Annotated in this window: 39 protein-coding genes and 1 tRNA gene; 36 read left to right on the top strand and 4 right to left on the bottom strand. The window is 30.9% G+C overall.

The window, feature by feature from the left end; genetic code table 11:
- Positions 1–201 precede the first annotated feature (201 nt).
- Positions 202–278: transfer RNA gene (locus L1S47_RS19370), tRNA-Arg, on the top strand.
- 82 nt (positions 279–360) lie between these two features.
- Here L1S47_RS19370 and L1S47_RS19365 read toward each other — a convergent pair.
- From L1S47_RS19365 to L1S47_RS19350, 4 genes are read right to left on the bottom strand one after another with little or no spacing between them, the layout of a single operon-like run.
- Positions 361–1599: a tyrosine-type recombinase/integrase gene (locus L1S47_RS19365; protein ID WP_238886519.1), complete on the bottom strand. Its 1239-nt coding sequence runs from the start codon at positions 1597–1599 to the stop codon at positions 361–363.
- A 5-nt stretch (positions 1600–1604) separates the two neighbouring features.
- Positions 1605–1772, bottom strand: coding sequence for a hypothetical protein (locus L1S47_RS19360; protein ID WP_238886517.1), 168 nt, complete (start codon positions 1770–1772; stop codon positions 1605–1607).
- Between the two features lie 16 nt (positions 1773–1788).
- Positions 1789–2226, bottom strand: coding sequence for an ImmA/IrrE family metallo-endopeptidase (locus L1S47_RS19355; protein WP_238886515.1), 438 nt, complete (start codon positions 2224–2226; stop codon positions 1789–1791).
- A 19-nt stretch (positions 2227–2245) separates the two neighbouring features.
- Entirely contained in the window at positions 2246–2869 is a 624-nt protein-coding gene (locus tag L1S47_RS19350) for a helix-turn-helix domain-containing protein (RefSeq protein ID WP_238886513.1), read from the bottom strand.
- 242 nt (positions 2870–3111) lie between these two features.
- On the opposite strand from L1S47_RS19350, the gene L1S47_RS19345 reads away from it, so the two are divergent.
- The 35 genes from L1S47_RS19345 (at position 3112) to L1S47_RS19175 (ending at position 25200) form a co-directional block, all read left to right on the top strand.
- Positions 3112–3330 (top strand): helix-turn-helix transcriptional regulator, encoded by a 219-nt coding sequence (locus tag L1S47_RS19345; protein WP_238886511.1) that lies wholly within the window; start codon positions 3112–3114, stop codon positions 3328–3330.
- A gap of 2 nt (positions 3331–3332) precedes the next feature.
- Positions 3333–3587, top strand: a complete 255-nt coding sequence (locus L1S47_RS19340; protein ID WP_238886509.1) for an excisionase — start codon at positions 3333–3335, stop codon at positions 3585–3587.
- Between the two features lie 193 nt (positions 3588–3780).
- Entirely contained in the window at positions 3781–3939 is a 159-nt protein-coding gene (locus L1S47_RS19335; RefSeq protein ID WP_238886508.1) for an aspartyl-phosphate phosphatase Spo0E family protein, read from the top strand.
- Entirely contained in the window at positions 3936–4097 is a 162-nt protein-coding gene (locus L1S47_RS19330) for a hypothetical protein (RefSeq protein ID WP_238886506.1), read from the top strand. Before L1S47_RS19335 ends, L1S47_RS19330 begins: the two co-directional genes overlap by 4 nt.
- Before the next feature lie 12 nt (positions 4098–4109).
- Positions 4110–4283 (top strand): hypothetical protein, encoded by a 174-nt coding sequence (locus L1S47_RS19325; protein ID WP_238886504.1) that lies wholly within the window; start codon positions 4110–4112, stop codon positions 4281–4283.
- Positions 4234–4539: a hypothetical protein gene (locus tag L1S47_RS19320; protein WP_238886499.1), complete on the top strand. Its 306-nt coding sequence runs from the start codon at positions 4234–4236 to the stop codon at positions 4537–4539. Before L1S47_RS19325 ends, L1S47_RS19320 begins: the two co-directional genes overlap by 50 nt.
- Positions 4536–4739: a hypothetical protein gene (locus L1S47_RS19315; RefSeq protein ID WP_238886497.1), complete on the top strand. Its 204-nt coding sequence runs from the start codon at positions 4536–4538 to the stop codon at positions 4737–4739. Before L1S47_RS19320 ends, L1S47_RS19315 begins: the two co-directional genes overlap by 4 nt.
- Positions 4740–5066: 327 nt before the next feature.
- Positions 5067–5816: a hypothetical protein gene (locus L1S47_RS19310; protein WP_238886485.1), complete on the top strand. Its 750-nt coding sequence runs from the start codon at positions 5067–5069 to the stop codon at positions 5814–5816.
- Between the two features lie 14 nt (positions 5817–5830).
- Positions 5831–6133: a hypothetical protein gene (locus tag L1S47_RS19305; RefSeq protein WP_238886483.1), complete on the top strand. Its 303-nt coding sequence runs from the start codon at positions 5831–5833 to the stop codon at positions 6131–6133.
- Between the two features lie 131 nt (positions 6134–6264).
- Positions 6265–6510 (top strand): DUF3850 domain-containing protein, encoded by a 246-nt coding sequence (locus L1S47_RS19300; RefSeq protein WP_238886481.1) that lies wholly within the window; start codon positions 6265–6267, stop codon positions 6508–6510.
- A gap of 37 nt (positions 6511–6547) precedes the next feature.
- Positions 6548–6691: a hypothetical protein gene (locus L1S47_RS19295; RefSeq protein ID WP_238886474.1), complete on the top strand. Its 144-nt coding sequence runs from the start codon at positions 6548–6550 to the stop codon at positions 6689–6691.
- On the top strand, positions 6685–7221 hold the full coding sequence (locus tag L1S47_RS19290; protein ID WP_238886471.1) for a Holliday junction resolvase RecU: 537 nt from the start codon (positions 6685–6687) through the stop codon (positions 7219–7221). The genes L1S47_RS19295 and L1S47_RS19290 overlap by 7 nt, the downstream gene beginning before the upstream one ends.
- Positions 7222–7230: 9 nt before the next feature.
- Positions 7231–7449, top strand: a complete 219-nt coding sequence (locus L1S47_RS19285; RefSeq protein WP_238886464.1) for a hypothetical protein — start codon at positions 7231–7233, stop codon at positions 7447–7449.
- 42 nt (positions 7450–7491) lie between these two features.
- Entirely contained in the window at positions 7492–8931 is a 1440-nt protein-coding gene (locus tag L1S47_RS19280; protein WP_238886462.1) for a DNA cytosine methyltransferase, read from the top strand.
- Between the two features lie 171 nt (positions 8932–9102).
- Positions 9103–9942: an MmcB family DNA repair protein gene (locus L1S47_RS19275; protein ID WP_238886455.1), complete on the top strand. Its 840-nt coding sequence runs from the start codon at positions 9103–9105 to the stop codon at positions 9940–9942.
- Between the two features lie 26 nt (positions 9943–9968).
- Positions 9969–10244, top strand: a complete 276-nt coding sequence (locus L1S47_RS19270) for a hypothetical protein (RefSeq protein WP_238886448.1) — start codon at positions 9969–9971, stop codon at positions 10242–10244.
- A 118-nt stretch (positions 10245–10362) separates the two neighbouring features.
- Positions 10363–10923 carry a hypothetical protein gene (locus L1S47_RS19265; protein WP_238886446.1) on the top strand — a complete coding sequence of 187 codons (561 nt, stop codon included), beginning with the start codon at positions 10363–10365 and terminating at the stop codon, positions 10921–10923.
- A gap of 232 nt (positions 10924–11155) precedes the next feature.
- Positions 11156–11329, top strand: coding sequence for a hypothetical protein (locus L1S47_RS19260; protein ID WP_238886444.1), 174 nt, complete (start codon positions 11156–11158; stop codon positions 11327–11329).
- A 16-nt stretch (positions 11330–11345) separates the two neighbouring features.
- Positions 11346–11771, top strand: a complete 426-nt coding sequence (locus tag L1S47_RS19255) for an HNH endonuclease (protein WP_238886442.1) — start codon at positions 11346–11348, stop codon at positions 11769–11771.
- Between the two features lie 89 nt (positions 11772–11860).
- A complete protein-coding gene (locus tag L1S47_RS19250; protein ID WP_238886440.1) occupies positions 11861–12406 on the top strand; it encodes a P27 family phage terminase small subunit in 546 nt (181 codons plus the stop codon).
- A complete protein-coding gene (locus L1S47_RS19245; protein WP_238886438.1) occupies positions 12399–14135 on the top strand; it encodes a terminase TerL endonuclease subunit in 1737 nt (578 codons plus the stop codon). The genes L1S47_RS19250 and L1S47_RS19245 overlap by 8 nt, the downstream gene beginning before the upstream one ends.
- 258 nt (positions 14136–14393) lie before the next feature.
- The gene (locus L1S47_RS19240) at positions 14394–15656 is read left to right on the top strand and encodes a phage portal protein (RefSeq protein ID WP_238886435.1); all 1263 of its coding nucleotides are present in this window, start codon (positions 14394–14396) and stop codon (positions 15654–15656) included.
- On the top strand, positions 15649–16662 hold the full coding sequence (locus tag L1S47_RS19235; RefSeq protein ID WP_238886433.1) for a head maturation protease, ClpP-related: 1014 nt from the start codon (positions 15649–15651) through the stop codon (positions 16660–16662). Before L1S47_RS19240 ends, L1S47_RS19235 begins: the two co-directional genes overlap by 8 nt.
- 41 nt (positions 16663–16703) lie before the next feature.
- Positions 16704–17936 (top strand): phage major capsid protein, encoded by a 1233-nt coding sequence (locus L1S47_RS19230; RefSeq protein ID WP_238886431.1) that lies wholly within the window; start codon positions 16704–16706, stop codon positions 17934–17936.
- A 52-nt stretch (positions 17937–17988) separates the two neighbouring features.
- Entirely contained in the window at positions 17989–18285 is a 297-nt protein-coding gene (locus L1S47_RS19225; RefSeq protein WP_238886429.1) for a head-tail connector protein, read from the top strand.
- Positions 18285–18626 carry a phage head closure protein gene (locus tag L1S47_RS19220; RefSeq protein WP_238886427.1) on the top strand — a complete coding sequence of 114 codons (342 nt, stop codon included), beginning with the start codon at positions 18285–18287 and terminating at the stop codon, positions 18624–18626. Before L1S47_RS19225 ends, L1S47_RS19220 begins: the two co-directional genes overlap by 1 nt.
- Entirely contained in the window at positions 18616–18963 is a 348-nt protein-coding gene (locus tag L1S47_RS19215; protein ID WP_238886425.1) for an HK97 gp10 family phage protein, read from the top strand. The genes L1S47_RS19220 and L1S47_RS19215 overlap by 11 nt, the downstream gene beginning before the upstream one ends.
- Positions 18963–19334 (top strand): hypothetical protein, encoded by a 372-nt coding sequence (locus L1S47_RS19210; RefSeq protein ID WP_238886423.1) that lies wholly within the window; start codon positions 18963–18965, stop codon positions 19332–19334. The genes L1S47_RS19215 and L1S47_RS19210 overlap by 1 nt, the downstream gene beginning before the upstream one ends.
- 3 nt (positions 19335–19337) lie before the next feature.
- The gene (locus tag L1S47_RS19205) at positions 19338–19925 is read left to right on the top strand and encodes a major tail protein (RefSeq protein WP_238886421.1); all 588 of its coding nucleotides are present in this window, start codon (positions 19338–19340) and stop codon (positions 19923–19925) included.
- A gap of 43 nt (positions 19926–19968) precedes the next feature.
- The gene (locus L1S47_RS19200) at positions 19969–20325 is read left to right on the top strand and encodes a hypothetical protein (protein ID WP_238886418.1); all 357 of its coding nucleotides are present in this window, start codon (positions 19969–19971) and stop codon (positions 20323–20325) included.
- A gap of 50 nt (positions 20326–20375) precedes the next feature.
- On the top strand, positions 20376–20546 hold the full coding sequence (locus L1S47_RS19195) for a hypothetical protein (protein ID WP_238886416.1): 171 nt from the start codon (positions 20376–20378) through the stop codon (positions 20544–20546).
- 14 nt (positions 20547–20560) lie between these two features.
- A complete protein-coding gene (locus L1S47_RS19190; RefSeq protein ID WP_238886414.1) occupies positions 20561–23836 on the top strand; it encodes a phage tail tape measure protein in 3276 nt (1091 codons plus the stop codon).
- Complete coding sequence (locus L1S47_RS19185; protein ID WP_238886412.1) at positions 23837–24526, top strand: phage tail domain-containing protein; 690 nt, start codon at positions 23837–23839, stop codon at positions 24524–24526.
- 48 nt (positions 24527–24574) lie between these two features.
- Positions 24575–24811, top strand: coding sequence for a hypothetical protein (locus tag L1S47_RS19180; RefSeq protein WP_238886410.1), 237 nt, complete (start codon positions 24575–24577; stop codon positions 24809–24811).
- Positions 24811–25200, top strand: coding sequence for a hypothetical protein (locus tag L1S47_RS19175; protein ID WP_238886408.1), 390 nt, complete (start codon positions 24811–24813; stop codon positions 25198–25200). The genes L1S47_RS19180 and L1S47_RS19175 overlap by 1 nt, the downstream gene beginning before the upstream one ends.
- Positions 25201–25208: the final 8 nt, after the last annotated feature.

Here is a 25208-nt window from a genome sequence, read left to right as displayed (position 1 = left end):
CGGGTGTAGCTCAATGGTAGAGCCCTAGCCTTCCAAGCTAGTTACGTGAGTTCGATTCTCATCACCCGCTCCAAAAGAAGCCAAGCATTATTTGCTTGGCTTTTATTTTACTCATTAAACATTACAAGATTTGATTATAATAACCTTGAACAAACTAATAATCTAGTATTGAATAGTATTATATAGTATAATTAAAACAATGCATCTATAGCTCAGTTGGATAGAGTGCCGGACTTCGAATCCGTGTGTCGGGGGTTCAAATCCCTCTAGGTGCACCAATAGAGCCAATTGCTAGGGATTATTTTCCCTAGTTTTTTTATTTTCCCACACTTTTCCCACATTGAGAAAGTAAAAAAAATATTATGAGAATAAAATATTTAATTTATCAGCAGCATCAATTTTTTGTTCTTTCATAACATGAGTGTAAATATTAGCTGTTATAGAAATATCAGAGTGTCCTAACAACTTTTGAACGGTAGGGAGGGGTACACCTGCTTCAAAAAGCTTTGTGGCGTATGTATGGCGCAAATTGTGGAATTTACGATAAATAACACCTGCACGTTTTAAAGCTCTCTTATAGGCTCTACGGAGGTTTCTAGGATCTATGAAAGAACCACTATCTGTTACAAACACAAATTCGCCATTATTTTGATAAGATTCTCCTAATTTTAGCCTATCTTCATTCTGTTTTATTTTATGTTTTTCAAGTGTTGGAATAATCTTAGAGGGAATCGGAACTGTTCTAAGAGATCCCTTAGTTTTGGGAACTTGAACAACTATTTTCCCTTCTCTTGTATCATCATCATTTATTATAGTGACTTTCTTTATAGTTCTTTGAACTTTTAATTCCTTTTTATCAAGATCTATATCATTCCATTTTAGCCCAAGTAATTCTCCTTGTCGTAATCCTGTAGATAGCGCTAAAAGATATAAAGCCTTAAGTTTATTTTTATCTAGGGATTTTTCAAGTAATTTAATTTCTTCATTTGAAAATACATAAATTTCATCTTCATTATCAATATCTTCATTTTCTTCAAGTTCATAATTTCTTGGGATTGTTATTCTCTTAGAAGAACAAGGATTTTTTAAAATAAAACCTTCCTCAACTACATAATTAAAAAAAGATCTTAGTATTTTATTTAAATTTTCAATTGAACTACTGCTCTTACCCTTCTTAAAAAGTTTATTATAATATCTTTGTATTGAAATCGATTGAGTAGTGTATATTCTAAGATTATATAGTTCACTAGTTTCAAGACTATGTGATAAGTCATCTTTAGAGTGTTCTATGAGTGGATTATCTTTTATATAGTTTCTGAAAATACCTTCATATCTTTCAAAAGTGCCAGGCTTCACTGAAGGTTTAACAACTTCAAATAACCAAGTTCTCATAGCATCACCTAAAACAGCTTTTTCATAATTAATATTAAGTCCTTTTCCTAAGTTGTCGAGAAATTCTCTTTTTCTTGCTTCTGCTTCAGTTTTATTTTTCCCATAAAACTCTTTTCTTATTGGGTTACCGTTACTATCTTTACCAATAGTAGCAGTTGTTCTAAAATACTCACTTCCATTCTTTTTATAGTTTGTTTTTACTGCCATATAACTTACTCCTTTCCTATTTTATCTAAGTATTCTTTCATTTTTAATTCAGCATCTTCTTTGCTTTCCCCATAAAAATCTTTTCGCATGCGCTTTCCTGAACCATCTTTATCTGTAAAGATGGTTACTCTGTAATCTTCTTTACCATTTTCAAAAATACGTTTAGTTATCATATAGCTTACTCCCTTCTTAAATAATTCTTTCAAGTACATCATAAGGAATTCCAATATATCTAGATATTTGTTCTAAACTTAAATTTTCAAATTCAATACTATTAAAATCTATATTGCTAAGTCTAAAGGCAAAGTAGTTTGCTTGAAATTCATATTTCCCTAAGTTTTTAAAAGGATTTTTATAAATTTGTGTTGAAAGCTCTGGATGTAATATTGCGTGACCTAACTCATGTTTCAAAATGAACTCTTCTTCCTCATGAATTAAGTTATTTCTTAAATAAATAACTTCTAAATCATCAATATTTCTATAATAGAAAGCTTTACTATTTGCCAAAAGTATGTTTCGTGAATCTAATTTTATTATTTCTATGCCTAAACAATTACATAGATCATATACGTTATTAGTTTTGTATCTATCAATTAGACCTAATATTATTTCGTCTATCCAATCCATATAAGTCCCCCTCAGATGATTATTTTTTATATTTATAGCTTAATATTTCTAACTGTCTTAATAATTCATTTGCGAAATCAATTATATCTTCATCACTCATTTTTGTTATATCATAGCCACCATAGTTCATTAATGCAGGTTGTTCTAAAATAAATTTAATTGCTTGTTGAGGTGTTTTAAATTCTGTTATTTTTTCAGTTGTATATTTTTCAAAAGGTTCATTGATTTTTAAAGAATCATCTGTAGACAAATGTTTTAAATATAAATTCAACCAATCATTTAAATCTAGTTCATATATATCATTTTCATAACTTTCTGAAGAAGAAAGTGAATTATATATATACTCAGATAACTCATTTATCATTTCCTTAGATAGATTAGAGAAGTTCTTCTCGATAATTTGATTTAATATTTCTCTAAAATCCACAAAAAAGCTTAGATCAACCTCACAAATTTTAATGATGTTAATCAAAATTTTGTAATTTGGATAAGTCCTACCACTTTCAATATCTCCTAAATAACCTCTGGATATGTTTAGATCAGTTGCTAAGTTATCACCAGTATATTTTTTATTGTACTTTTGAGCCTTATATTTTCTAGCTTCTTTAATTTTCATTCCTATAAATTTCTTATCAATTTGCATTTTTAACATCCTTTCAAAATAAACCAAAAATCAATTCAAGTTATATTATACGTATTTTACGTAAAAGAGTCAATAATATTACGAAAGTAAACGAAAATAATAGATTTGGTGGGATAGTTTTATAATTTAACTTTTTTTACGGTATATTCCGTAAAAATGGGATTTGATATAAATCATGGCAAAATATATTATTTAAGCATGACAACGTAAATTACGTTATAATACGAAAAGGGGGGAGAAGTATGTCAGACATGTTTGAATCACTTTCATGGAACAAGAAAATTGAAGTACTTAGAACTATGAAGGGATGGACTCAGAATGAAGCGGCTGAAGAATGCCTAACAAATCAAAAGGCCTATTGGTCATGGGAAACTGGGAAAACTAAACCAAGGAAAATAAGTAGACAAGCAATATGTAATGCTTTTGGAGTTAGAGAAGATGAAATTTTTGGAGGTGAGTAATCATGAAGTTAGATAGAAAAGAACTCAAAGAATTGGTTAAGGAAGCAATACTAGAAGTTAAATCTATAGAAAAACTAACATTAACAATACGAGAGTGTGCAGAATTAACTGGAATTGGACAAACCAAGTTAAGAGAACTTGCTAATGATCCTATGAGTGGTTTTCCAGTTTTCAAAATCAATTCAAAATTTATGGTCAATAAGGAACTTCTCAGCGCATGGCTAGAAAAAATTTCTTTAGAAAAAAAAGTTATATAAGGAGTGAGTTGAGTGTCACCTAAAACATTAGATGTTTATATTGAATTTTGTAGAAAGCATAACATTAAACCTTCTTGGATAGGTTTGTTAAACTTTAAGGCATTGTATAAAGAGACTTAGCATTAAAATGCACTAATTACTTAGATATGATGTACAACTTAACATAACAATTAATAAGTTAAGGAGAGTTTTTATGAGAAATATTAGAGAAGAATTAAATGAATGCGCAGCTAAGTATTATGACATGGATGACTTAACGAATGATGAAATGATTAAGATTAGCCAAGAGATGGACAAGCAGATAGTAGAGGATATGAGATCAATAAATATGAAAAGAGGGATGAGTAAATGAAGCGAGGGAAGAGGCTAACACTAAAGATGAAAGAAGCATTAAGTGAAGCGGGTTTGGATCCTGAAAATTTTCTTTATACAACTAAAGACCATATGTATTTTACTCCACTTAACATAATAACTAAGCAAGAATATGATCCAGTTAGATTTTTAAGTTAGGAGGATAAGTGTATGGAGTTAATTGAATTAAAAGCATTTGTTTTCTTAACCATACTTATTCTTTTATTAGCTGCTATAGCTATTACTGTTGCTATTGATTTTGCATTAATCATAGGGAGAGGTGAGAAGGATGAAAATGAATGCGTTGAAACAATACATGACACTATGCAAAAGACTAAATCTTAAACCTGTACTGGTAGAGCTAAATAGCTTTGATAAGGTTAACTCACTATTAGATAAAGAATTAGGAGATAAAAGGAGTGATGAAATGGGTAAAATAATGAATTTATATTTAGCAGCTGCAAAGGAAGCAGAAAAACAAATGTTAGAAGGTAAGAACATTGATGAAGCACTTAAAATAGCTAAGAAAAAGTATGGTCTAGATGGTAAGACATTAACCACTGCTAGTGAACTAAACAACTTAGAAGAGGCAGCAAAATGAGTACTCAGAAGTGCATTGTGTGCTGCAAAGAACCTAAAGACGTTAAATCATGGGTAAGCTGTCCGCAAGCAGAGGGATTTATATGCATGAGTCATTGTATGAAATGTAAAAACTTTGATGATAGTACAAGCTGGATACATTGTTCATATAGTACAAATTTAAAAAATAAAAAAGAGCATGAAAAAAACACATTACTCTAACATCCGACCGTTTAGTAATGTGTTTAAACCCTAAGACTTTTAAAGCCTTCTTTATGCATATTTTACCATAAGGAGTGGCACTAAGTCAATAAAAATGCCAAATTTAAGGCTTTTAAGAGCCTCGTAATAGGTATTATCTTATCAACTATAGAGATAAAAAGTAGTAATAAGTAAAAATTACTATAAAATAATTAAGATTTAAAAAGAGTAGTTAAAACTTAGTATTAAATATCTATAGGTAAGAGATAAAATTAAAAATTAATAGAGGGAGAGATCCTCCACTAAATCATAAAAAAGATTACTTAAAAATATTTGGAGGGGAGAAAGGTGCCATATAGAGAGAAAAGAATTTACTCTGGAAAAATGTTAGAGGTAGAGATTTATCCTATAAGTTTTAAAGAGAGAAAACAGAAAAGGAAAAAGAAAGAAAAAGAATCTAAACCAAAGCAAAAAAACTTAAATGATAAAAATGCCAAGAAACACTTAATAAGATTACTAAATACAAATTTTACAGATAGAGATTTAGCAGTTCATCTTACTTATACAGATGATACACTTCCACAATCTGAAGAAGAGGCAAGAAAAGATGTATCAAATTTTTTAAGAAGATTAAAACACTATAGGAAGAAAAATGGATTAACGGATTTAAAATATATTGCAGTAATTGAATTCAGAGAAAGTGAAGATAAGGATAAAAAAATTAGGCTCCATCATCATATTGTAATAAATGATATGGACCGAGATAAAGTAGAAGGGCTTTGGGGAAAAGGAAGAGCAAATGCAGATAGATTGAAAAGTGATGAATTTGGATATGAAGCATTGGCCAGATATATTACTAAAGATCCTAAAGGTTCTAAAAGGTGGACTCAATCAAAGAATTTAAAACAGCCAGTTATTAAAGTAAATGATTTTAAGTTTTCAAAAAGAAAAGCTGAAGATATGGCGAGGTGTCCAGAGGATAGAGCAACATTTGAAAACTTATATCCTGGATACATCCTTAGTGATTGTAAAGCCACAATAAATGATATTACTGCAGGAAGTTACTTATATATAAAACTTAGAAAATTAAGAAATTAATGAGAGGTGAATGGATGGATATAACAAAGGATATTAAACTTTGCAATAAAATAATTGAGCAGTATAAAAACTTAGCTTCAGAAGATGGAGCAGGAGCATTTGAACTAAGTAAGATTTCACTCTCAATGTATGACAGATTAAATGAGATTAGGGTGAATATAGACAAAATAACTTTAGCAGAAAATGAGAAGAAAACAAAGAGTGATCTAAAAGAATACATTAGAGGAAAAATGAAGGTCATGGATTACATTCATATAAGTTCTAGAGGAATATTCAATCAATGCATGAATGATTCCAAAAAATTTAAAAGAGTTTAGGAGTGATATTATGTTTGATTATTGGACAAGGGTTAATAGAAGGGTAGCTGCAAGAATTAAGTTTAATAAGCGAGTTAGGAATAGACAAAAGCTCCATATAAAGCTTAAGAGATTAGGGAGAAGGTGAGAATATGGTCCATATGTTAAAAACACTACCAAAGTATTTTGATGCTGCTGAAAAAGGGGAAAAGCCTTTTGAGGTAAGAAAAGATGATAGGAATTTTAAAGTTGGAGATACATTGATATTAGAAAAATATGAAAATGGAGAATACCTCAATAAGATTCATAAAGTAAATATAACTTATATTTTGGGTAGAGAAGAGGATGAGAAACAATATGTTCCTGAAGGATATGTAATTTTGGGGACAAAGCATTAAAGAGGTGATTAAGGGGAGTTCAAACAAAGATAGATTTATGAGCTATGCAAGAAAAAGAATAGCTGAAAAGAAAGAGAAAATTGAAATTGGAAAAGCACAAGCAAGAAGTTTCAGTATTGAAAATAATAGCAGGATTAAAAAGAAATTAAAAGGTGAAAGGAAGGGGAATTACAAGTGGTAAAAAGAGGATTGATACCAGTAAAGAATAAAAAGATGGCCAACAAGGGTAAGGATTTTGAAAAAGAAGTTATTAAAGCAAATTTATTTTACAAAGATTCAGGACAAGCATTAATTCAAAAGATTAGTACACAATGGAATATTGTAAGAAGAGGAAAAGAGATTATAGATGCATATCCAGAAGGAAAGAGCACTCTAGATTTTAGAGGAACGATAAGAGGTGGAATACCAATAAGTTTTGATTGTAAGGAAACGCTTGAACACAAAGGACTTCCACTAGCTAATATTGAACCACATCAAATTCAATATATGAAAGATGCAATATTAGTAAATGAAACAACATTTATATTATGCCATCTAAAGAAAATTGACAAAAAATATTATATACCAGGTGAAACAGTAATTGATTATTGGAATCTATGGCAAGAGAATAAAGGAAAAGTAGGTTTTAATTTTATCCCTGTAGAGGAAATGGAAGAAATATTTTTTAATGAATATTATTTACTAGATTATTTACAAGTAATAGAAATTTAGAGGGTAAAGATGATAGTCTGCAATAAATGTAAATGTAATAAATGCATTAATAATGTTGATAATCCATTTGTTGAAGAACAAAAGACAGCTTGTTTTAATTGCGATGATTGTTATTACTATGATCTTAAGGAGAACAAAAGTAAAAACATAAAATTTGAATGTGACAATTTTATAATTTCAAATAGTTATGCAAAAGCAGATAGGAAAAAACTTAAATGTATAAGATGATTGGTAACATGAAAATATTACTAGGTAAAGTCAGGTGATAAAGTGAAACAAATAAGTGTTTTAGATGAAATAATAGTTGATAACTTCGCAGGTGGAGGCGGTGCCAGTACAGGAATAGAGTTAGCTATAGGTCATTCAGTTGAAATAGCTATAAATCACGATATAGATGCAATAGCAATGCACAAAGCCAATCATCCTAACACAGAGCACTATTGCGAGAATGTATGGGCAGTAGATCCAGTTAAAGCCGTACGTGGGAGAAAAGTTGGATTGGCATGGTTTAGTCCAGATTGTAAACATTTCTCTAAAGCAAAGGGTGGAAAACCACGTGATAAAAAAATTAGAGGACTTGCATGGATAGTTTTAAAATGGGCTGCTCTTGTAAGACCTAGGGTTATCATGTTGGAGAATGTAGAAGAATTTCAAACATGGGGGCCGTTGAATAGAAGAAGGAGACCAATAAAAAGCAAGAAAGGTCAAACTTATAGGAAGTGGAAAAGCCAGTTAGAAGCATTAGGCTATGATATAGAGACAAGAGAATTAATTGCAGCTGATTATGGAGCACCAACTAAAAGAAAAAGATTCTTCATGGTGGCCAGATGTGATGGAAAACCTATAGTGTGGCCGAAGGTAACACATGGGGATAGAAATAGTAATGAAGTAAAAGAAGGGTTACTAAAACCTTATGTATCAGCAGCTGAAATAATAGATTGGGATATCCCTTGTAAAAGTATATTTGGCAGAAAAAAGCCACTTGCAGAAAATACTATGAAACGAATAGCTAAGGGCATACAGAAGTTTGTTATAGATAATCCAGAACCTTTTATAATGCAAATAGGGCAAACGGGGTTTACAGAGGACAGAAATAAGTCCATACATGAACCATTAACCACTATAGTCAGTAAGCAAGAACATTGTTTAATAACTCCTACATTAATTCAATACCATACTGAAACGACTAAAAATGGAGTCAGAGGTCAAAGTATAGATGAACCAATTATGACATTAGATAGTTCACCTAGGTATGGGCTCGTAAGTGCTTTTATTATTCAAATGAATAAAAATATGATTGGTACAGACATGAATGAACCAGTTAATACAATAGTTGCTGGACCAGGTCATATTGGAGAAGTAAGAGCATTCTTAATAAAATACTATGGTCAAGGAGTGGGACAAGATATTAAAGAACCATTAGATACTATAGTAAGTAAGGATAGATTTGGGCTAGTAACAATTTATGGTCAAGATTATCAAATTATTGATATAGGCATGAGGATGCTTGAACCACGTGAGCTATTTACAGCACAAGGATTTCCTAAGAACTATATCATATCTAAAGATTATAAAGGAAAGATATATCCCAAAACTAAACAAGTTGCACGATGTGGAAACTCAGTACCCCCAGTTTTTGCAGAAGTATTAACTGGAGCAAATCTTCCAGAGCTATGCGAAGGTAATGGAAAGTATAGAGAGGTTGGTTAGTTCGGAATTTGAAAATATTCAGTCATAAGGAGGGTATATGAAACAAAAGTTTATAGATGAAGAAATAGCTCTTAGGATTGGTACTATACTATTCATCATTGGAATTGCGGTAGGAATGTTTTTAGGAAGAATTACTGCGTAATGCAAAGATAAGACGAAGGAAGTGATTAAATGAAAAAAGTATCTGAATTTAAAAGTGAAAGAGAGCTTCAGGAAGATCTAGCAGAATATATGAGAAATAGTGGAATGCTTACATTTACGGAAATACAAATACCAGGAATGAATAGTTCAAGAGCAGATTTAATTGCCATGACACCTCATAGATATGCAACAAAGGATATAAGGCTTTATGAAGTTAAATTAACTAGGGGAGTGTGGTTATCAGACAATAAGTTTCAAAAATATTTAGAGTGCTGCAATAGAATGTATATAGCATGTCCAAAAGGTGTTATTAAAAAAGAAGAGGTACCAAATGAAATTGGATTAATTACTAGAAATGATAACGGATGGAGAGTTATAAAATCACCTAAGTTAAATATAAATCCTTCTAAAATGAACGTAGACTTTATACTAAGTTTGATTTATAGAGGATACGAAGAAAATAGGATTCAAAGAGATCTAAGAGATAGAATTATAACTGGTTCGAACATAAAATTAAGTGCGCAGGCTAAAAGTATAGGTTGGGAGATAGCAAGAAGAATTGATAAATCAGCAGAATCACAAATTGAAGCGTGGTATGAGAGAGTTTGGGAGGTATTTATGGAGAGTGGATTTGAAAAGCCAGAAGAGGTAGCAAATAATCATGGAACTTTAAATCTACCAAGTTTATATGAAATAAAAAATACACTCCTTGGGGCTACAGGATTAATGAATGAGGTTAAAACAATAAAAGCTATAGGAAAATATCTTGAAAATATTGAACTCCCAGAAGAATGTGATTCATGGTTAGGCAGCAGAAAAGAAAATAGGGAAAGAGCTTTAAATCTAATAAATCAAAAGGAACAAATATGAAATTTTGATGAAGGAGTGTAATTTTAGTGCAAAGAGAAAAAAAGAGAGAAACTTATCCAATAGTAAAGTTAATTCATCCAAGGTGGTTTTGGAAAGAGTGTAGATTTTGTAACAAAGAATTTAAAAAAGAAGATGGATTTGAAATTTTAGACTTTAAGGCTTGTAGAGCTAGTAATGAATATCCATTATTTACTTCATATTGTTGCAATAAATGCGCAAATAACATAGAACAAGTAAAAGATAAAATAGAAAAATCAAGTTTAAAATACAAACTTAATAGAATAAGACACCAATCGCAGTAAAGGAATTAAATAATTCAAAAGAAGGTGAAGTAAAATTGAAATATATAGCTATAGGAGTTTATATATTTATGGTTTTCTCGTGGTGTAAAGCAGCAGGAAAAGATAGGAGGTAACTAAAGTGAGTAAAGTAAATAGTATTAAAATAGATGAAGAGGAATTAATAAGTGTTGTTAAAAAGGTATTAACTGAAACAAATAGGCAGCAAAAAGAAATAGCATCAAAGAAGAGGGATAGAAGGTTAAGGAATACTGATTTACTACTAAGGAACTACAACAACTTAATAACTCATATAGAACAAGCTATTGAAGATGAGAAAAAACTTGAAGAGGAAGATCCAGATACATTGTTTTTAGAAATAGAAAATGAAGCTCTAGAGGATGAATCAGAATATGAAGGTATATATATTAATGCAATTAAAAGAACTAGGACAAGATCAAGAATAATTGTAAAACATATAGAAGAGGCTCTAGAGTTCTATAAATTTAAATCAAAGAATGATAGTAACTATGAGAGAAGATACAATGTAATATATAAGTATTATTTTGAAAAGAAAAAGGTGTTAGACATAGCAGAAGAGCTTGGAGTAAATGATAGAACTATATGGAGAGATAAGTCAAAAGCAATTGAAGAATTAAGCGTATTATTCTTTGGCATAGATGGGATTAAGTTTCTAGTATAGACTTGACAAGCTTGTCACTAATGTGTCATTGACGGTACATTATATAAGAATTAATATGGTAGTAGGAATTAAACTTTTTTAGCAGAGGTTACTACAAGACTATTTGGTTATGGGACTTACACCGTCAACCATACAAAGTATCTTTAGTAAGTCAAATAAAGCATCCACGATTGTGGGTGCTTTTTATTATGTAATGGACTATACATCATTAGATATAAAAGGAGTGAGAAAGGTGGATAGAAATGAGTGTGATTGGTACGAGCCAATTACAAAGAAAAATAAAGTATGCAAACACTTTTTAGGAAATGTTAATAGCAAGAGAGATATTGGGAGATGTAGATATAATTGCTCAGTACATTTAATGAAAGAGGATAGATCCATTGATATAAGAAAGATAAGAGAGTAAAAATATAATGGCAAATATGAAGTTTTGTAAATGTGGAAAGCTTATTGAATATACTCAGAGATTATGTAGTGATTGCGAAGTTAAGCAAACAGCAAGAAACAAAATTAAGAATAAGGAATATAAGAACGCAAGACAAGATGAGGATATTCAATCTATATATAATTCTAAGAAGTGGAAGATAACCGTAAGGATAATATCAAATCGTGATAATGGATTATGTATATTATGTTTAAGCGAAGGAAGATTAAGATATAAAGATACAGTTCATCACATAGTTGAGGTAAAGGAGGACATATCAAAGGCATATGTTCTCCTTAATCTTATATGTTTGTGTGAGAGTTGCCACCAGAAGGTACATAGAGAATATAAAATAAATAAATTAACTAAAGAAAATATGCAAAATAAATTAATAAAATTAATAAAAGATACCCAGGGGGTATAAAAAAGTTTTAGTGCATTTCCTTGGGAAGTGCGTAAGGCCTTTTTTCACGCAAAAACTCCCTTTATAAAATTTATTTGGAGGTGATGGTCTTGGGTAGAAATGCAAAACCTATTGAAATATTAGTGGCTGATGGCAAGAAACACTTGACCAAAGCCGAAATAGAGGAAAGAAAAAAGAATGAAATTAAAGTTGGTGAAAAAAAATTAATTTGTCCTAGTTATGTTAAAAATGATGTTCTTGCATATAAAAAATGGAAGGAAATTATTAAAATTTATAAGGATATTGATTTTGTATCAAGTGGAGATGTTGGATTATTAGCAAGGTATTGCATGACACATAGTGAATATTTAAATTTATGTGATACACGTAATAAATTAAATTCAGTAAATTGCGACTGGTCAAAGTATGAGGGACAATTTCCAGAGGATTTTCAAGAGGCGTTACAAACTTTATTGTCAATAAATACAGATTTGCAACTTGAAAATGCAATCAATAAAAAAATGGATATGCTAATAAAAATGGAAGATAGATTATTCTTAAATCCATTAGCCAAAATTAAGAATGTTCCAAAGCAACAAATAAAAGATGAGCAGCCTAAAAGCAAGTGGAGTAATTGGAGTGGTAGAAGTGGATAGAGCAACGCAATTTGCAATGGATGTAGTTGCAGGAAGCACTTTATCAACACCCATAATTGCAGGTGAGGATGAAATATTATGTTGCAAAAGACATTTAAATGATTTAGAGAGGCAAGGGACAGAAGATTTTCCTTATATATGGGATGAAGATAAAGCAAATGACATAATATATTTTGCTGAAACATTAACACTTGCTGAAGGTGAAGAACCAAGTCAAATGATATTATATCCATTTCAATGTTTTATTTTTGGCTCATGGAATGGATGGATCCATAAGGATACTGGATATAGAAGATTTAGAACTAGTTACGTAAAAGTTGGGAGACAAAATGGAAAATCTGTAGGAAATGCAGTTCCGGCTCTCTACTATGGTAATTTTTCAGGATATCAGTACCCACAAGTTTACACCACAGCAACAAAGGAATTACAAGCAAGAATAGTATTAAAAGAGTGTATAAAATTTATAAATGCAGATACGGAACTTTCAGGAACAAAAACTCAAAAAGGGCTTTTTACTGTTAAGGATTATAAATCAGAAATAGAATGCAACTTGACAAAAGGGGTAATAAAAGCACTTGGTAGAGATACTGAAAGCATAGACGGATTTAGGCCATATTTTGGTTCGGTTGATGAGTTTCACAAACACAAGACAAATCAAATGTATAAATTGCTTGTAGATGGTACTAAGAAATTAAAAGAATGTCTGATAAGTGTAATAACAACTGCTGGATTTGATATAAATTGTCCTTGTAAGGAGCTAGAAGATTATTGCATAAATGTAATACGAGGAATAATAAAAGATGAAACTCAATTTATATTCATATGTAATTTAGATAAGGGAGACGATATTTGGGATGAAAATAATTGGCCAAAGGCAAATCCTTTGTGGACTCCCGAAACTTTATTAAGTTTAAGATCTGATGCAATTAAAGCAAAGGAAATGCAAGGTGAAGAATTAAGAAACTTTATGACAAAATCACTGAACATGTGGGTACAAATGGGTGATGATGACTACATTGATATTGAAGAATGGAAAGAATGTTCGTCTGAAACAACACTTGAAGATATGGAAGGTAAAGAATGTGGTGTAGGACTTGATTTATCAAGTGGTGGAGATCTAACATCATTATCATTAATATTTAAATTACCTAATGAAAAATATTTTGTACACACACAAAGCTTCATGCCTAAAAATAGATTATATGAGCATATTGCAACTGATAAGGCACCATACGATATATGGGAAAAGCAAGGCTTAATAATTTTGACAGAAAATATGGCTGGAATAAAGACAGATTACAAATATATAATAAGATATTTAGAACAAATTAGGGACAAGTATAATTTAAAATATAAATTCATAGCTTATGATCCATATAATTCTGCAGCTTTTTTAAGCGATTTAGAAGGATTAGGGTGTGATCTGATTGAGATTGTACAATCAGCAAGAAGTTTAAGCAGTGCAACGGAGGATTTCAAGCTTACTGTTAAGGCTAAAAACATTATATATGATAGGCTTAATGGATTAATGACTTGGAGCATTGCAAATGCAAAGTTAACTTATAATAGTTTTGGAGAATGTAAGATTGATAAAAATAGTAATGTTAAGCGTATAGATCCAGTTGATGCGATTATTGATTGTTGGAAAGTAATGATGATGGATAAAAACACAGCACTAGACATAAATAAATATGCTACAGATGAATTCCTTGATAAGTTATGGGGGTAGGAGGAAATAAAAAATGAGATTCATTGAGCAAAATATAATTAAGTTACAGGCAATATTAAAAAAAGTCATTAATAAATCAAAGAAATTAGTTAACATAATTAAATATATTGAGGATATCCTCATATTTAGTGGTCTAATTATAATAATATGGACCACTTTTATTATATCTAAGATAGCAGGGCGATATTGTTTAGGAATTACCTTAGTACTTCTTGGAATTTATTTTGCGAAGAATCCTCCGGAAAGGGGGTGAAATAAATGATATTTAGAAACTCTATAAAAAATCAAGAAGCTTCAGAAGAGAGTGCAAATTGGTCTCAAAGTTTTAATGAATTAATTAATTTTCTAGGAATATCAGAAAATAGTTTATTATTGAGTGGTAAAAATGCATTAAAAGAGGTGATTGTCTATACCTGCATAAAGATACTAAGTGAAGCTATAGGAAAGTTACCTTTAAAAATTTATCAAGATAATGAAGGAGTAAGAAAGGCTAGTGACCACTACTTATACCAACTATTTAAGTTAAGACCTAATCCATATATGAGCGCAAGTGATTTTTGGAAGTGTATGGAGGTCCTTAGAAATATACATGGAAACTCTTATGCATGGATTGATTTTATACGAACAGGTAAAAATGCAGGGAGAATACAAGGGTTTTATCCTTTGAATCCTGAACAAGTAAAAGTATGGATTGATGATGTCGGACTTTTAAGTTCAAAAAATAGTATGTGGTATATCTATACCGATAATCTAGGTAATCAATATAAATTGAAAAGTACAGACGTACTTCATTTCAAAGGGCTTAGTACTAATGGATTAGTAGGATTAAGCCCTATTTCTATGCTAAAGAGGAATATAGAAAATAGTGCAGCTGCAGGGCAGTTTTTAAATAATAGTTATAAAAATGGTATGCAGACAGCAGGGATAATTAACTATGTTGGTGATTTAAGTCCGGCCGCAGAACAAACATTTAAAGAAAAGTTTGAACAAATGAGTTCAGGATTAAAAAATGCCAATAGAATCAGTTTATTGCCAATTGGGTACCAATACCAACCATTAGCATTAAAGTTAACTGATGCTCAGTTCTTAGAGAATACGAAGCTTTCAGCTCAGCAATTAGCAGCAGCTTATGGCATTAAAATGCACCAAATAAATGAGTTGATTAAAACTTCATATGCATCTACATCCGAAGCAAATAGAGAATTCTATTCTGATACACTTATGGCCATTCTAACAACGTATGAACAGGAAATTTTATATAAATGCTTTCTTAATAGTGAAATTATTAAAGGTATTTATACGAAGTTTAATGTTGATGTATTGCTTAGGGGAGACACAAAGACAAGATATGAATCATATGCAATAGCAATTCAAAATGGAATAAAAACACCTAATGAGGTTAGAAGTTTAGAAGAGGATCCACCAAAAGAAGGAGGCGACAGATTGTATATGAATGGTAATTATATTCCGGTTGAGATGGCAGGAAAACAATACGAGAAAGGAGGTGGTAATAATGGCTAAGTTTTGGAGGTTCGTAAAAAATCAAGGGACAGAAGATGAAAACATTGAATTAAGAATTGAGGGAGATATTATAAGTGATGACGACACTTGGATATATGAATGGCTTGGTATTAATGCAACATCACCAAACATTTTTAAAGATGAATTAAGAAAATGTAAAGGTAAATGTATAACAGTTTGGATTGATAGTTATGGTGGAGATGTATTTGCGGCAGCAGGGATATATAATGCATTAAAAGAACATGATGGAAAAATAACAGTAAAAATTGATGGAAAAGCTATGTCAGCAGCAAGTGTTATTGCAATGGCAGGTGATGAAATTCTAATGTCACCTGTAGCAATTATGATGATCCATAATCCATTATCATCAGTACAAGGATATGCAAGTGATATGAGAAAACAGGCTGATGTACTTGATACTGTAAAAGAATCAATATTAAATGCATATTGCAGTAAGACAAAGATGGATAGAAAAAAAGTGTCAGAAATGATGGATAAAGAATCATATATGGATGCTAATACAGCTGTAGAAAATTGTTTTGCTGATGGAATTCTTTATCAAGAGGGTGAAAACATTAATAATGTAATGAACATATCCTTTAATAGAAATTCAATTCAAAATTCAGCAAATGAGGCATTGAAACACTTACTTGAAGTAGATAATATAAATAAGTTAAATAAAATCAAAAACATGAATAGTGAATGTAACTGTAATAACTGTAATCACAGTGATAATTGTCAATCTTCAGGAGCAAAGTGTTGTGTATGTTCTGAATGTAATAATGTAAGTAAGTGTAGTAAACCAGGTTCAAATGGGTGTAGATGCAACATATGTACAATGGCTGAAAATAATTGTTGCCAAGTAGGTTCAGATAGCTGCATGTGCAGCACATGTGGAAATGAAGATTGCTTAAAAGGAAAAATGAAAGATAGTGATTCAGAGATGAATAACAAAAAAAATATGGAAATATTAAAAGCAAAACTAGCTTTAGAGTGTGAACTTTAGAGCTTTTTTTATATTCAAAATGTGAAAGTGAGGAAAAAGAAATGAGTAAGGAATTAAGAGAACTTTTTGAACAGCTAAGAAATGCGCAGGACAGAGCTAAACAAATAATGAATAAGGCAGATGTAAAGGCAGATGAAATTAAGGCTTCTACAGATGAAATCCAAACATTAAAAGCAAAAATTGAGGCACAAAAGGCAATAGATGATGATAAAGTTTTTGATGCTAATGGTATTGAAATTACAAATCAAGAAATTCCACCAACAAATCAAAATCAAGAAAGTCCAAGAGATAAAAATGCACTTCATGTAAAAGCATTTGCAAAAGCTATAGCAAAAAAAGTTTTAAATGCTGAAGAGATATCTGTTTTATCAAGCAATGTAGATGCAGATGGTGGGTATTTAATACCAAAGGATATTGTAACAAAGATAAATTTACTCTCTAGGGAACATGTAAGTTTGAGAAGTTTAGTAACTGTAGTTTCTGTAACTACAAAAGAAGGTTCTAGAGTAATTGAAAAAAATGCTTCAAGAAATCCATTTATTGATGTTCAAGAACTAAAACAATTACCAGATATATCTTCACCAAACTGGGATCAAGTTTCTTACAAAATTAGAGATTTAGGAGGATTATTACCAATACCAAACAGCTTGATTGAAGATGAAACAGGTGGTCTTGAAGATTATTTAGCACAATGGTTTGTTCAAAAGGCATATGCTACAGATAATCAAATGATTTTATTTGACAATGGAAGCAAAGGAAGTCAAGGAATAATAGGTACAGCCAAATCAAAGGCCGATATGCAAGAAACAGACAGAGTCTTTGAAAAAGAGGTCCTTGCTGAAGTACTATCGTTTGATAAATTGAAAAAGGTATTAAATAAGGACTTCCCAATTACAATATCTAAGGTTGCTAAGATAGTTACAAATCAAAGCGGACTAGATATTCTTGATAGTATGGTTGATAAAAATGGAAGACCATATTTAACTGGAGATGGAACAGAAGAATTCCCATATAAATTCAAAGGGAAACAAGTAGTAGTATATGATGATGAAACAATACCTAACGACAATACAGATGTAGCAAATCCATTAGTACCATTCATTGTTGGGGATTTAAAGCAAGGATTAATTTTATGGGATAGAAAGCAAATGAGTATTGCTTCATCAAAGGAAGCAGGATTTGTAAATAACAGTCTTATAATGAGAGGAATAATAAGACAAGACGTAAGAATTTGGGACAACAAGGCAGTAAAAGTAATTTACTCAAAAATGTAATAATATAAAGAAGGGTAATTAATACCCTTCTTTTATTTTAAGGGGTGATAATTTGTTACTAACATTAAAAGAAGCAAAAATGCACCTTGGCTATGAAGCAGATTATGTAGACGAGAAAGTTGACAGTGATGTGCAACTATTAATAGATAATGCTGAAATATATATTGACGATAGTTTTAGACCAATTAAGGAAATGGGTCCCAATAGTCTAAAGAAAGCTAAACTTCTTGCTAAGATGTTAATATCAGATTGGTATGATAATAGTGAATATACATCAAATATTAGTGAAAAAGTTAGATTCAGCGTTAGATCATTAGGTATGCAGTTAAGATTTCGAGGTGATGATTAGTGAAAACTGGAGACTTAAAACATAAAATTGAATTTCAAAGACTTAAAAATGTTCTTGATGATGAAGGTTTTCCAACTGATAATCAGAAATATGATACATTTCTTAAAGTATACGCTGCAGTAAACAACCTTTATGGTAAAGAGAAAGAAGCGGTAAAGCAAAATATATCTGAAACTATTGTAGTATTTCATACCAGGTACTTTAGAAATATTGATGAAGAATGCTATATCCTTTTTAAAGGTCAGAGATATGAAATTATTGAGCCGCCAGATAATATTAAATATTTAAATAAAGAACTTAAGATTAAGGCAAAGCTGCAGAAGGTTCAAAATGGCAATTGAAATAGTTGGTTTTGAAAGTGTATTTGAGGGACTAGATGATATGAATATTTCTGATAAAAAGAAGAGGGTAGCATTAAAAGGTGGTTGTGAAATCGTCCAAAAGTCTATACAAGATAATTCTTATGAAAGAACAGGAGCAATGAAGAAAAGTTGGAAAGGTACAATAAAGAGATTTGATGGGAATTTAGGCTTTGAAATTAAAGGCGATACACCACAAGATATTGAAAATGAATTCGGTTCAAGCACGAACAAGAAACATATAGGATTCTTTAGCAAAGCAGTAGATAGAGTTGCTGATGAAGTAGTTGAAGTAATTGAAAGGGGTGTACTTGAGTAATGGAGAAGATGATTAGAGAAATATTATTAGATCCAAGAATAACTGAATTAGTAGGATTAGATTCTGATAATAATCCAAAGATATATCTATTACATGCCCCAGATAATACTTTAGCTCCTTACATTGAATATGAATTTCTAGATGAAGATGGTTCATTTTATGCAGAAAATAAGGAAATTTCAACAACATATAGACTGCAAATAGATATATATACTAAAGGTTCCTATACAAAAATAAAAGATACAATTAAAGAAGTCTTAAGTGAATATGAGGATATTAGCAAAGAGTTTGGTGGAAGTAATTTTGAAGAGTCCACTAAACTCTTTCATTATATCCTTAGATACAATTATGAATGTGAAAGTGAGGAATAAAGAATGGGAAAAAAGATAACTACAGGTGTAAATAAAGCTTATTATGCTATTTATCATGATCCAGCTACGGTTGGGGCAAATCCAACATATGATGCAGTAAAATATCTGCAAGGATTAAGAGAAATAAGCATAAATGCAAAGGAAGAACAAGGAACTATTTATGCAGAAAATCAATTATGGGATTCTGAAAGTTCTCTCGGGCAGATTGATGTAACTTTTGATTTTACTTCAATAGAAACAGAAGATTATGCAGCGTTATTAGGTAAAAAGATTGCAACAGATGGAGGAATAATTGAAAATGCAAATGACGAAGCACCTTACATTGCTATAATGGTAGAAAAAACTTTGAGCGGTGGAGTAACTGAATATTTAACATTATTCAAAGGTAAATTAAGTATTCCTGAAGATAAGGCAAAAACTAAAGAGGGAAAAACAGATTATCAGACAAAATCACTTTCAGGCATATTTATGCCATTGGACAATGGAGATTGGAAACATTTTGTTAAAACAAGTGATACTGATTTTGATAAAACTGCACATGATGCTAAATGGGGTAAGGAAGTTGTTATACCAACTCCAAAAGCAGCTTAATTATAGGTGGCCGAAAGGCTACCTTTATTTTTAGGAGGAATTTATGCTAGTTAATGAAATTAAGACTTATAAAATTAATATAAAAGAAAAAGAAGTAGAGTTGAAATTAGACTTTAATGCATTAATTAAAATGCACAAATTTTATGGCAATGCTTTTTTACTTATACATGAATTTACATTCAAAAATAATTTAGAAAAACTTCCTGCAATAATACGTTGCATGGCAGATGAAGAAATCTCTGAAGAAGAAATTAAGAATCAAATGGCAATAAACATTAAATCTATTGAAGTATTAAGTAATATAATACTTGATTTGTTAAATGAAGAATTGTCTGATATTTCTGAGTTTGAAGTGAAAACAGAAGTAAAAAAAAATCTAATTCGGGACCAGGAGGAATAAGGGATTTTAATTTTGATTACTATTATTATTTAGCAAGATATCAGTTAAATATGACTGAAAAAGAATTTTTAAAATCTACTTTAAGACAGCTACTAATATTAGGAGATCATCACAAAAGCTACTTTAAGAGAAATCTATTAGAAGTAGTTAATCTAGTTTTCGGAGAAAAAGAAGATGAAGATGAAACTGTTTATGCAGAGAGTTTAAGTGATATGTTCTAGGTGGTGATAATAAATTGAGTGATGTAATAAGAAAAGTCAGTACTATTTTTACAATAGATGATAATGAACATAATAAAAAACTCAAAGATATAAATACGCAGTATAAGTTAACACAAAGTGAAATTAAGTTAGCTGGTGAAAAGTTAGATGCTTTTGGAAAATCTACGGATAACTTAAGGTCAAAGCAAGATGCTCTTGTAAAACAAACAAGTACTCTTAATGACAAAATAAATTTATATAAAGATAGCATTGAAAAATCATCCTTAAGGGCTGAAGAGAACAATAAGAAACTCCAGGAGTTAAAAAGTACTAAAGAAATCTTAGAAGCAAGATATAAAAGTACAATTAAGGCCATGGGGGATGAGAGTGAAGAGGCTATAAAATTAAAAGAGCAACTAGGAGATGTGACACAAAAATATAATGAGCAAAAGGCGGTTGTTGATAAAAATATTACAACAGTTAATAATCATAAAATTAAACTAACTGAAGCTGAAACACAACTTACAAAAGTTCAAGGAGCCTTAAAAGATACAAGTTCAGAATTAGAAAAGCAAAATAATAAGTGGATTACTGCAAGTAATACCTTAAAAACAGCAGGTGAAAAGATATCAAGTGTAGGAAGTAACATGGCTGATTTAGGAGGGAAACTTACCAAAACAGCAACTATTCCTATTCTAGCATTTGGAGCTGCAGCAGTGAAAGCTGATGTTTCTTTTGAAAGTGCTTTTGCAGGAGTAAAGAAAACTGTTAATGCTACAGATGAAGAATTTGCTCAGCTAGAAGAAGGTATAAGGAATATGTCCAAGAGTATTCCATCAAGCGCAGAAGATATTTCTCATGTTGCAGAGTCAGCAGGACAACTAGGTATTCAAAAAGATAATATTTTAAGCTTTACAAAGACAATAATAGATTTAGGAAATGCTACTAATTTAGTTGGAGAAGAGGGAGCATCAGAGCTTGCAAAGTTTGCGAATATAACTCAAATGTCACAAGGTGATTTTCAAAAATTAGGATCATCTATAGTTTACTTAGGTAATAATATGGCCACAACTGAAGCTGACATAATGTCAATGGCTATGAGGTTAGCTGGAGCAGGCCACCAAGTAGGATTAACACAAGCACAAATAGTTGGAATGTCTGCCGGATTAAGTTCATTAGGATTAGATGCTGAAGCAGCAGGTTCAGCTATGAGTAAAGTAATGCTTGATATACAAATGCAAGTCCAAACTAATGGAAAAGAGTTAAAAGAATTTGCAAAAGTTGCAGGTATGAGTACGCAAGAATTTGCAAATAAATTTAAAACTGATGCAGCTGGAGCTCTTAATGATTTTATTATTGGGTTAGGTAAACTTGATAATAAAGCTGTTATTCTTGATGAATTAGGATTAAGTGAAATAAGAGTAAGAGATGCACTACTTCGTGCAAGTGGAGCAGGTGACATTTTCACAAAATCAATGAAAATGTCAAGTGATGCATGGGAAGAAAACAATGCATTAACTAAGGAGGCTAATCAAAGATATGCAACTACAGAAAGCAAAATGATAGTAACTAAAAATCAAGTTATGGATCTAGCAAGAGAAGTAGGAAGAGATTTATTACCTATAGCAAAAGATGGATTAGAAGTGATTAAACAGTTAATAGAAAAATTCAATCAACTTACACCGCAACAAAAAGAACAAATATTAAAATTTGCAGCTTTAGCTGCTGCAACAGGACCAGTTATTGGAGGAACAGGGAAAATAGTTGAGGGATTTGGAAGTATTATAAAAGTTGGTAGTTCACTAACTGGAGCAATAGGGAAAATAACAAGTGCAACTAAAGGAGTAGGTACAGCAGCAGAGGTTGCAGCAGGTATTGGAGAAGTTGGAGGAATGGCAGGGTTTGCAACTTCATTAGGTGGAGTTGTTGTTGCAGCAGCACCATATTTAGTAGCAGGTGCAGCAATAGCCGGAGCAGGATATGCAATATACAAGGGATTAAACCAAGAAGTTATTCCAAGTATGGATTTATTTGCTGATAAGTTAGATTATACTGCAGCAACTACACAAAACTCATATGACATGATGGGGGCAGCAACTGAAGTTACTGTTACTAAAATATCTGAAGCAACTAAAAAAGGTGTAGGTGCATATGTTGATTTAGATAATCAAGCAAAGGAAAAAATAGAAGATCTATATATAAATTCAACAATAATATCAGAGCAAATAAAAAATGAATTAATAAGCAAAACTAATGAAATGGCCACTCAAGTTGTACAGGGATATGAGAAACAAAAAAATGATAGTATAAAAGAACTCCAAGATATGTTCATGGATTCTCAATCTATTCTAACAGATGGACAAACACAAATGCTTACAAGTATTAATAGTTATTATGAATCAAGAAAATTAGCAACTCAGCAGCAGGAACAAAGCATAAATAATATAATATCAACTGCAAGTCAAGAGAAAAGAACATTAACGCAGGAAGAAGTGACTCAAATAACAAATCTTCAAAATCAAATGAGACAAAATGCAGTAAAGGCACTTTCTCAAAATGAGGTTGAGGCTCAGGTTATTTTGCAAAGAATGAAAGACTATGATGGCACAATAACAGCACAACAAGCTTCAGAGCATATTAAAAAGTTAAATGAAAGTAGAGATAATGCCATAAAGGCTGCAAATGATGAATATGACCAAAGGATAGCAATAATTACAAGGTTAAGGGATGAATCAGGTGTAATAACTAAGGACCAAGCAGATCAAATGATTGAAGAGGCTAAAAGGCAAAAAGATGGGATTGTACAAAATGCAGAAGATACAAGAACAGAGGCCGTAGATAAGATTTTTGGAATGAATAAAGATCTAGCAAATAATGTTGATTCAACTACTGGTGAAATATTAACTTGGTGGAATAAGCTTACAGGAGCATGGGATAGATGGACACCTAGCGTAAAGACATTTTCGTATACTGTTCATGGAAATTTAACAGGAACGGATAAAATGAGTGGACCATCGATGTATGCATTAGGAACAAATAACTTTGAAGGTGGATTAACTACTATAAACGAAAGAGGGTATGAACTAGTTGATTTACCACGAGGAACAAAAATAACAAATCATCTTCAAAGCGAGAATATAGTAAAAGACACGGCAATGCAAACAGCTAAAGCAGTTGTAGATAGTTTAGGAGCAATCTTAAACACTGATAAACAAGTTATATTGATGATGAATGATAGAGCCGTAGGAGAAGCTATAATCCCAATAGTAAGTAATAAGTTAGCAGTAAACAAAATAAGAAGGAGGTATTAGATGTTATTAGACAATACAGATATAAAAAATTTTGGAGCTATTATGATGAATAAATCAATTCAACCAGCTACAATAGAAAGTTTATATGCTTGGTTACCAAAATCTTTATTACCTTCTTTCCTGAATCAAAAATTCAGTTTTGTTACAATTGAAACTCAACTATACTTTAAAGGAATTAATGAGGAAGATATTAAAAGTAAAGTAAGCTCATTAATAAGTAAATCCAAAGATTGCATAATAAATTTTGGTGATAATTTTTATTATAAAGCATTTCTAATAGGTAGCAATTGCGAAAACACACTTAGAAAAGAGACAAAAAAGCTAACGTTAAATTTCATTTCGTATTGTTATAAATCAGAAATAATAGAAGCAGTAAATAGAATAGCATCAAAAACTATAAATGTACCTGGTAATCTTGATACGCCAGCGATAGTAGAAATAACTCCTAGCATTTCACTTGTGGATCTAGTAGTGACTGGACTAGGAGAAACTTTTACTATTAAAAATTTAACTACAGGACAGAAGGTTATTATAAGTGGTGAAGATTGTACAGTACTTCAAAATGGAGTAAATAAATTTGGTGATTATGATAGTTGGGATTTTCCTAAACTTCAACCAGGATCCAATACAATTACTTTTTCAAAGAGTAGTTGTGATATATCAATAAAATATAAACCTAGATGGATATAGAGCTATAAGCTCTTTTTTTAATATCTAAAAATGAAAGGATGATTAATAATGTTAAAAGTAAATAAGAATATAACTTTAAGTGGAATAAGTGAAGTAAATGGAGTTCAAGTGGCATATTTAAATGCAACTATTTCTACAGATGGGACAAGCAATGCAAATGTTAATAAATCAATAGTTAATCAAGAGTTATACTCTAAAAATAGAGCTGAAGTAAGAGCAGATATGGATGCATTTGAAGAAGAGGTATATAAAGTGGAAGATGAAGTTTTAGGAGGTGCTCAATAATGAAAGTAAGATTAAGTAATGAAAGAATAGTAAATAATGCAGCAAAGTTAAAAGAAATAGCACAGAAGCAATTACCAATCAAAGTTTCTTATGCTATAGCTAAGAATATAAGTAAAATTGAAAGCGAACTCAAAATATATAATAAAGAAAGAGAAAAGCTTATAGACAAGTACGCTGTGAAAGATACAGAAGGGAAAATACTTTCCTATGAGAATGGTAATGTAAAGTTTAAAGAGGATTGTATAGAGCTATGGAATAAGGATATTAATGAACTTTTAGCAATAGAAAATGAGATAGAAATACATCAATTTAACTTTAGCTTATTGGATGGATATAATAATCTTTCTCCAGCAGAGCTTATAGCAATTGACTATATGATAGAGGAATAAACCTAATT

Origin of the sequence: Clostridium sp. YIM B02551, assembly GCF_022324735.1 — a bacterium.
Taxonomy (GTDB): domain Bacteria; phylum Bacillota; class Clostridia; order Clostridiales; family Clostridiaceae; genus Clostridium_T; species Clostridium_T paridis.
The sequence above is the reverse complement of the archived record's forward strand: the minus strand, read 5'-3'. Positions and strand labels throughout refer to the sequence as shown.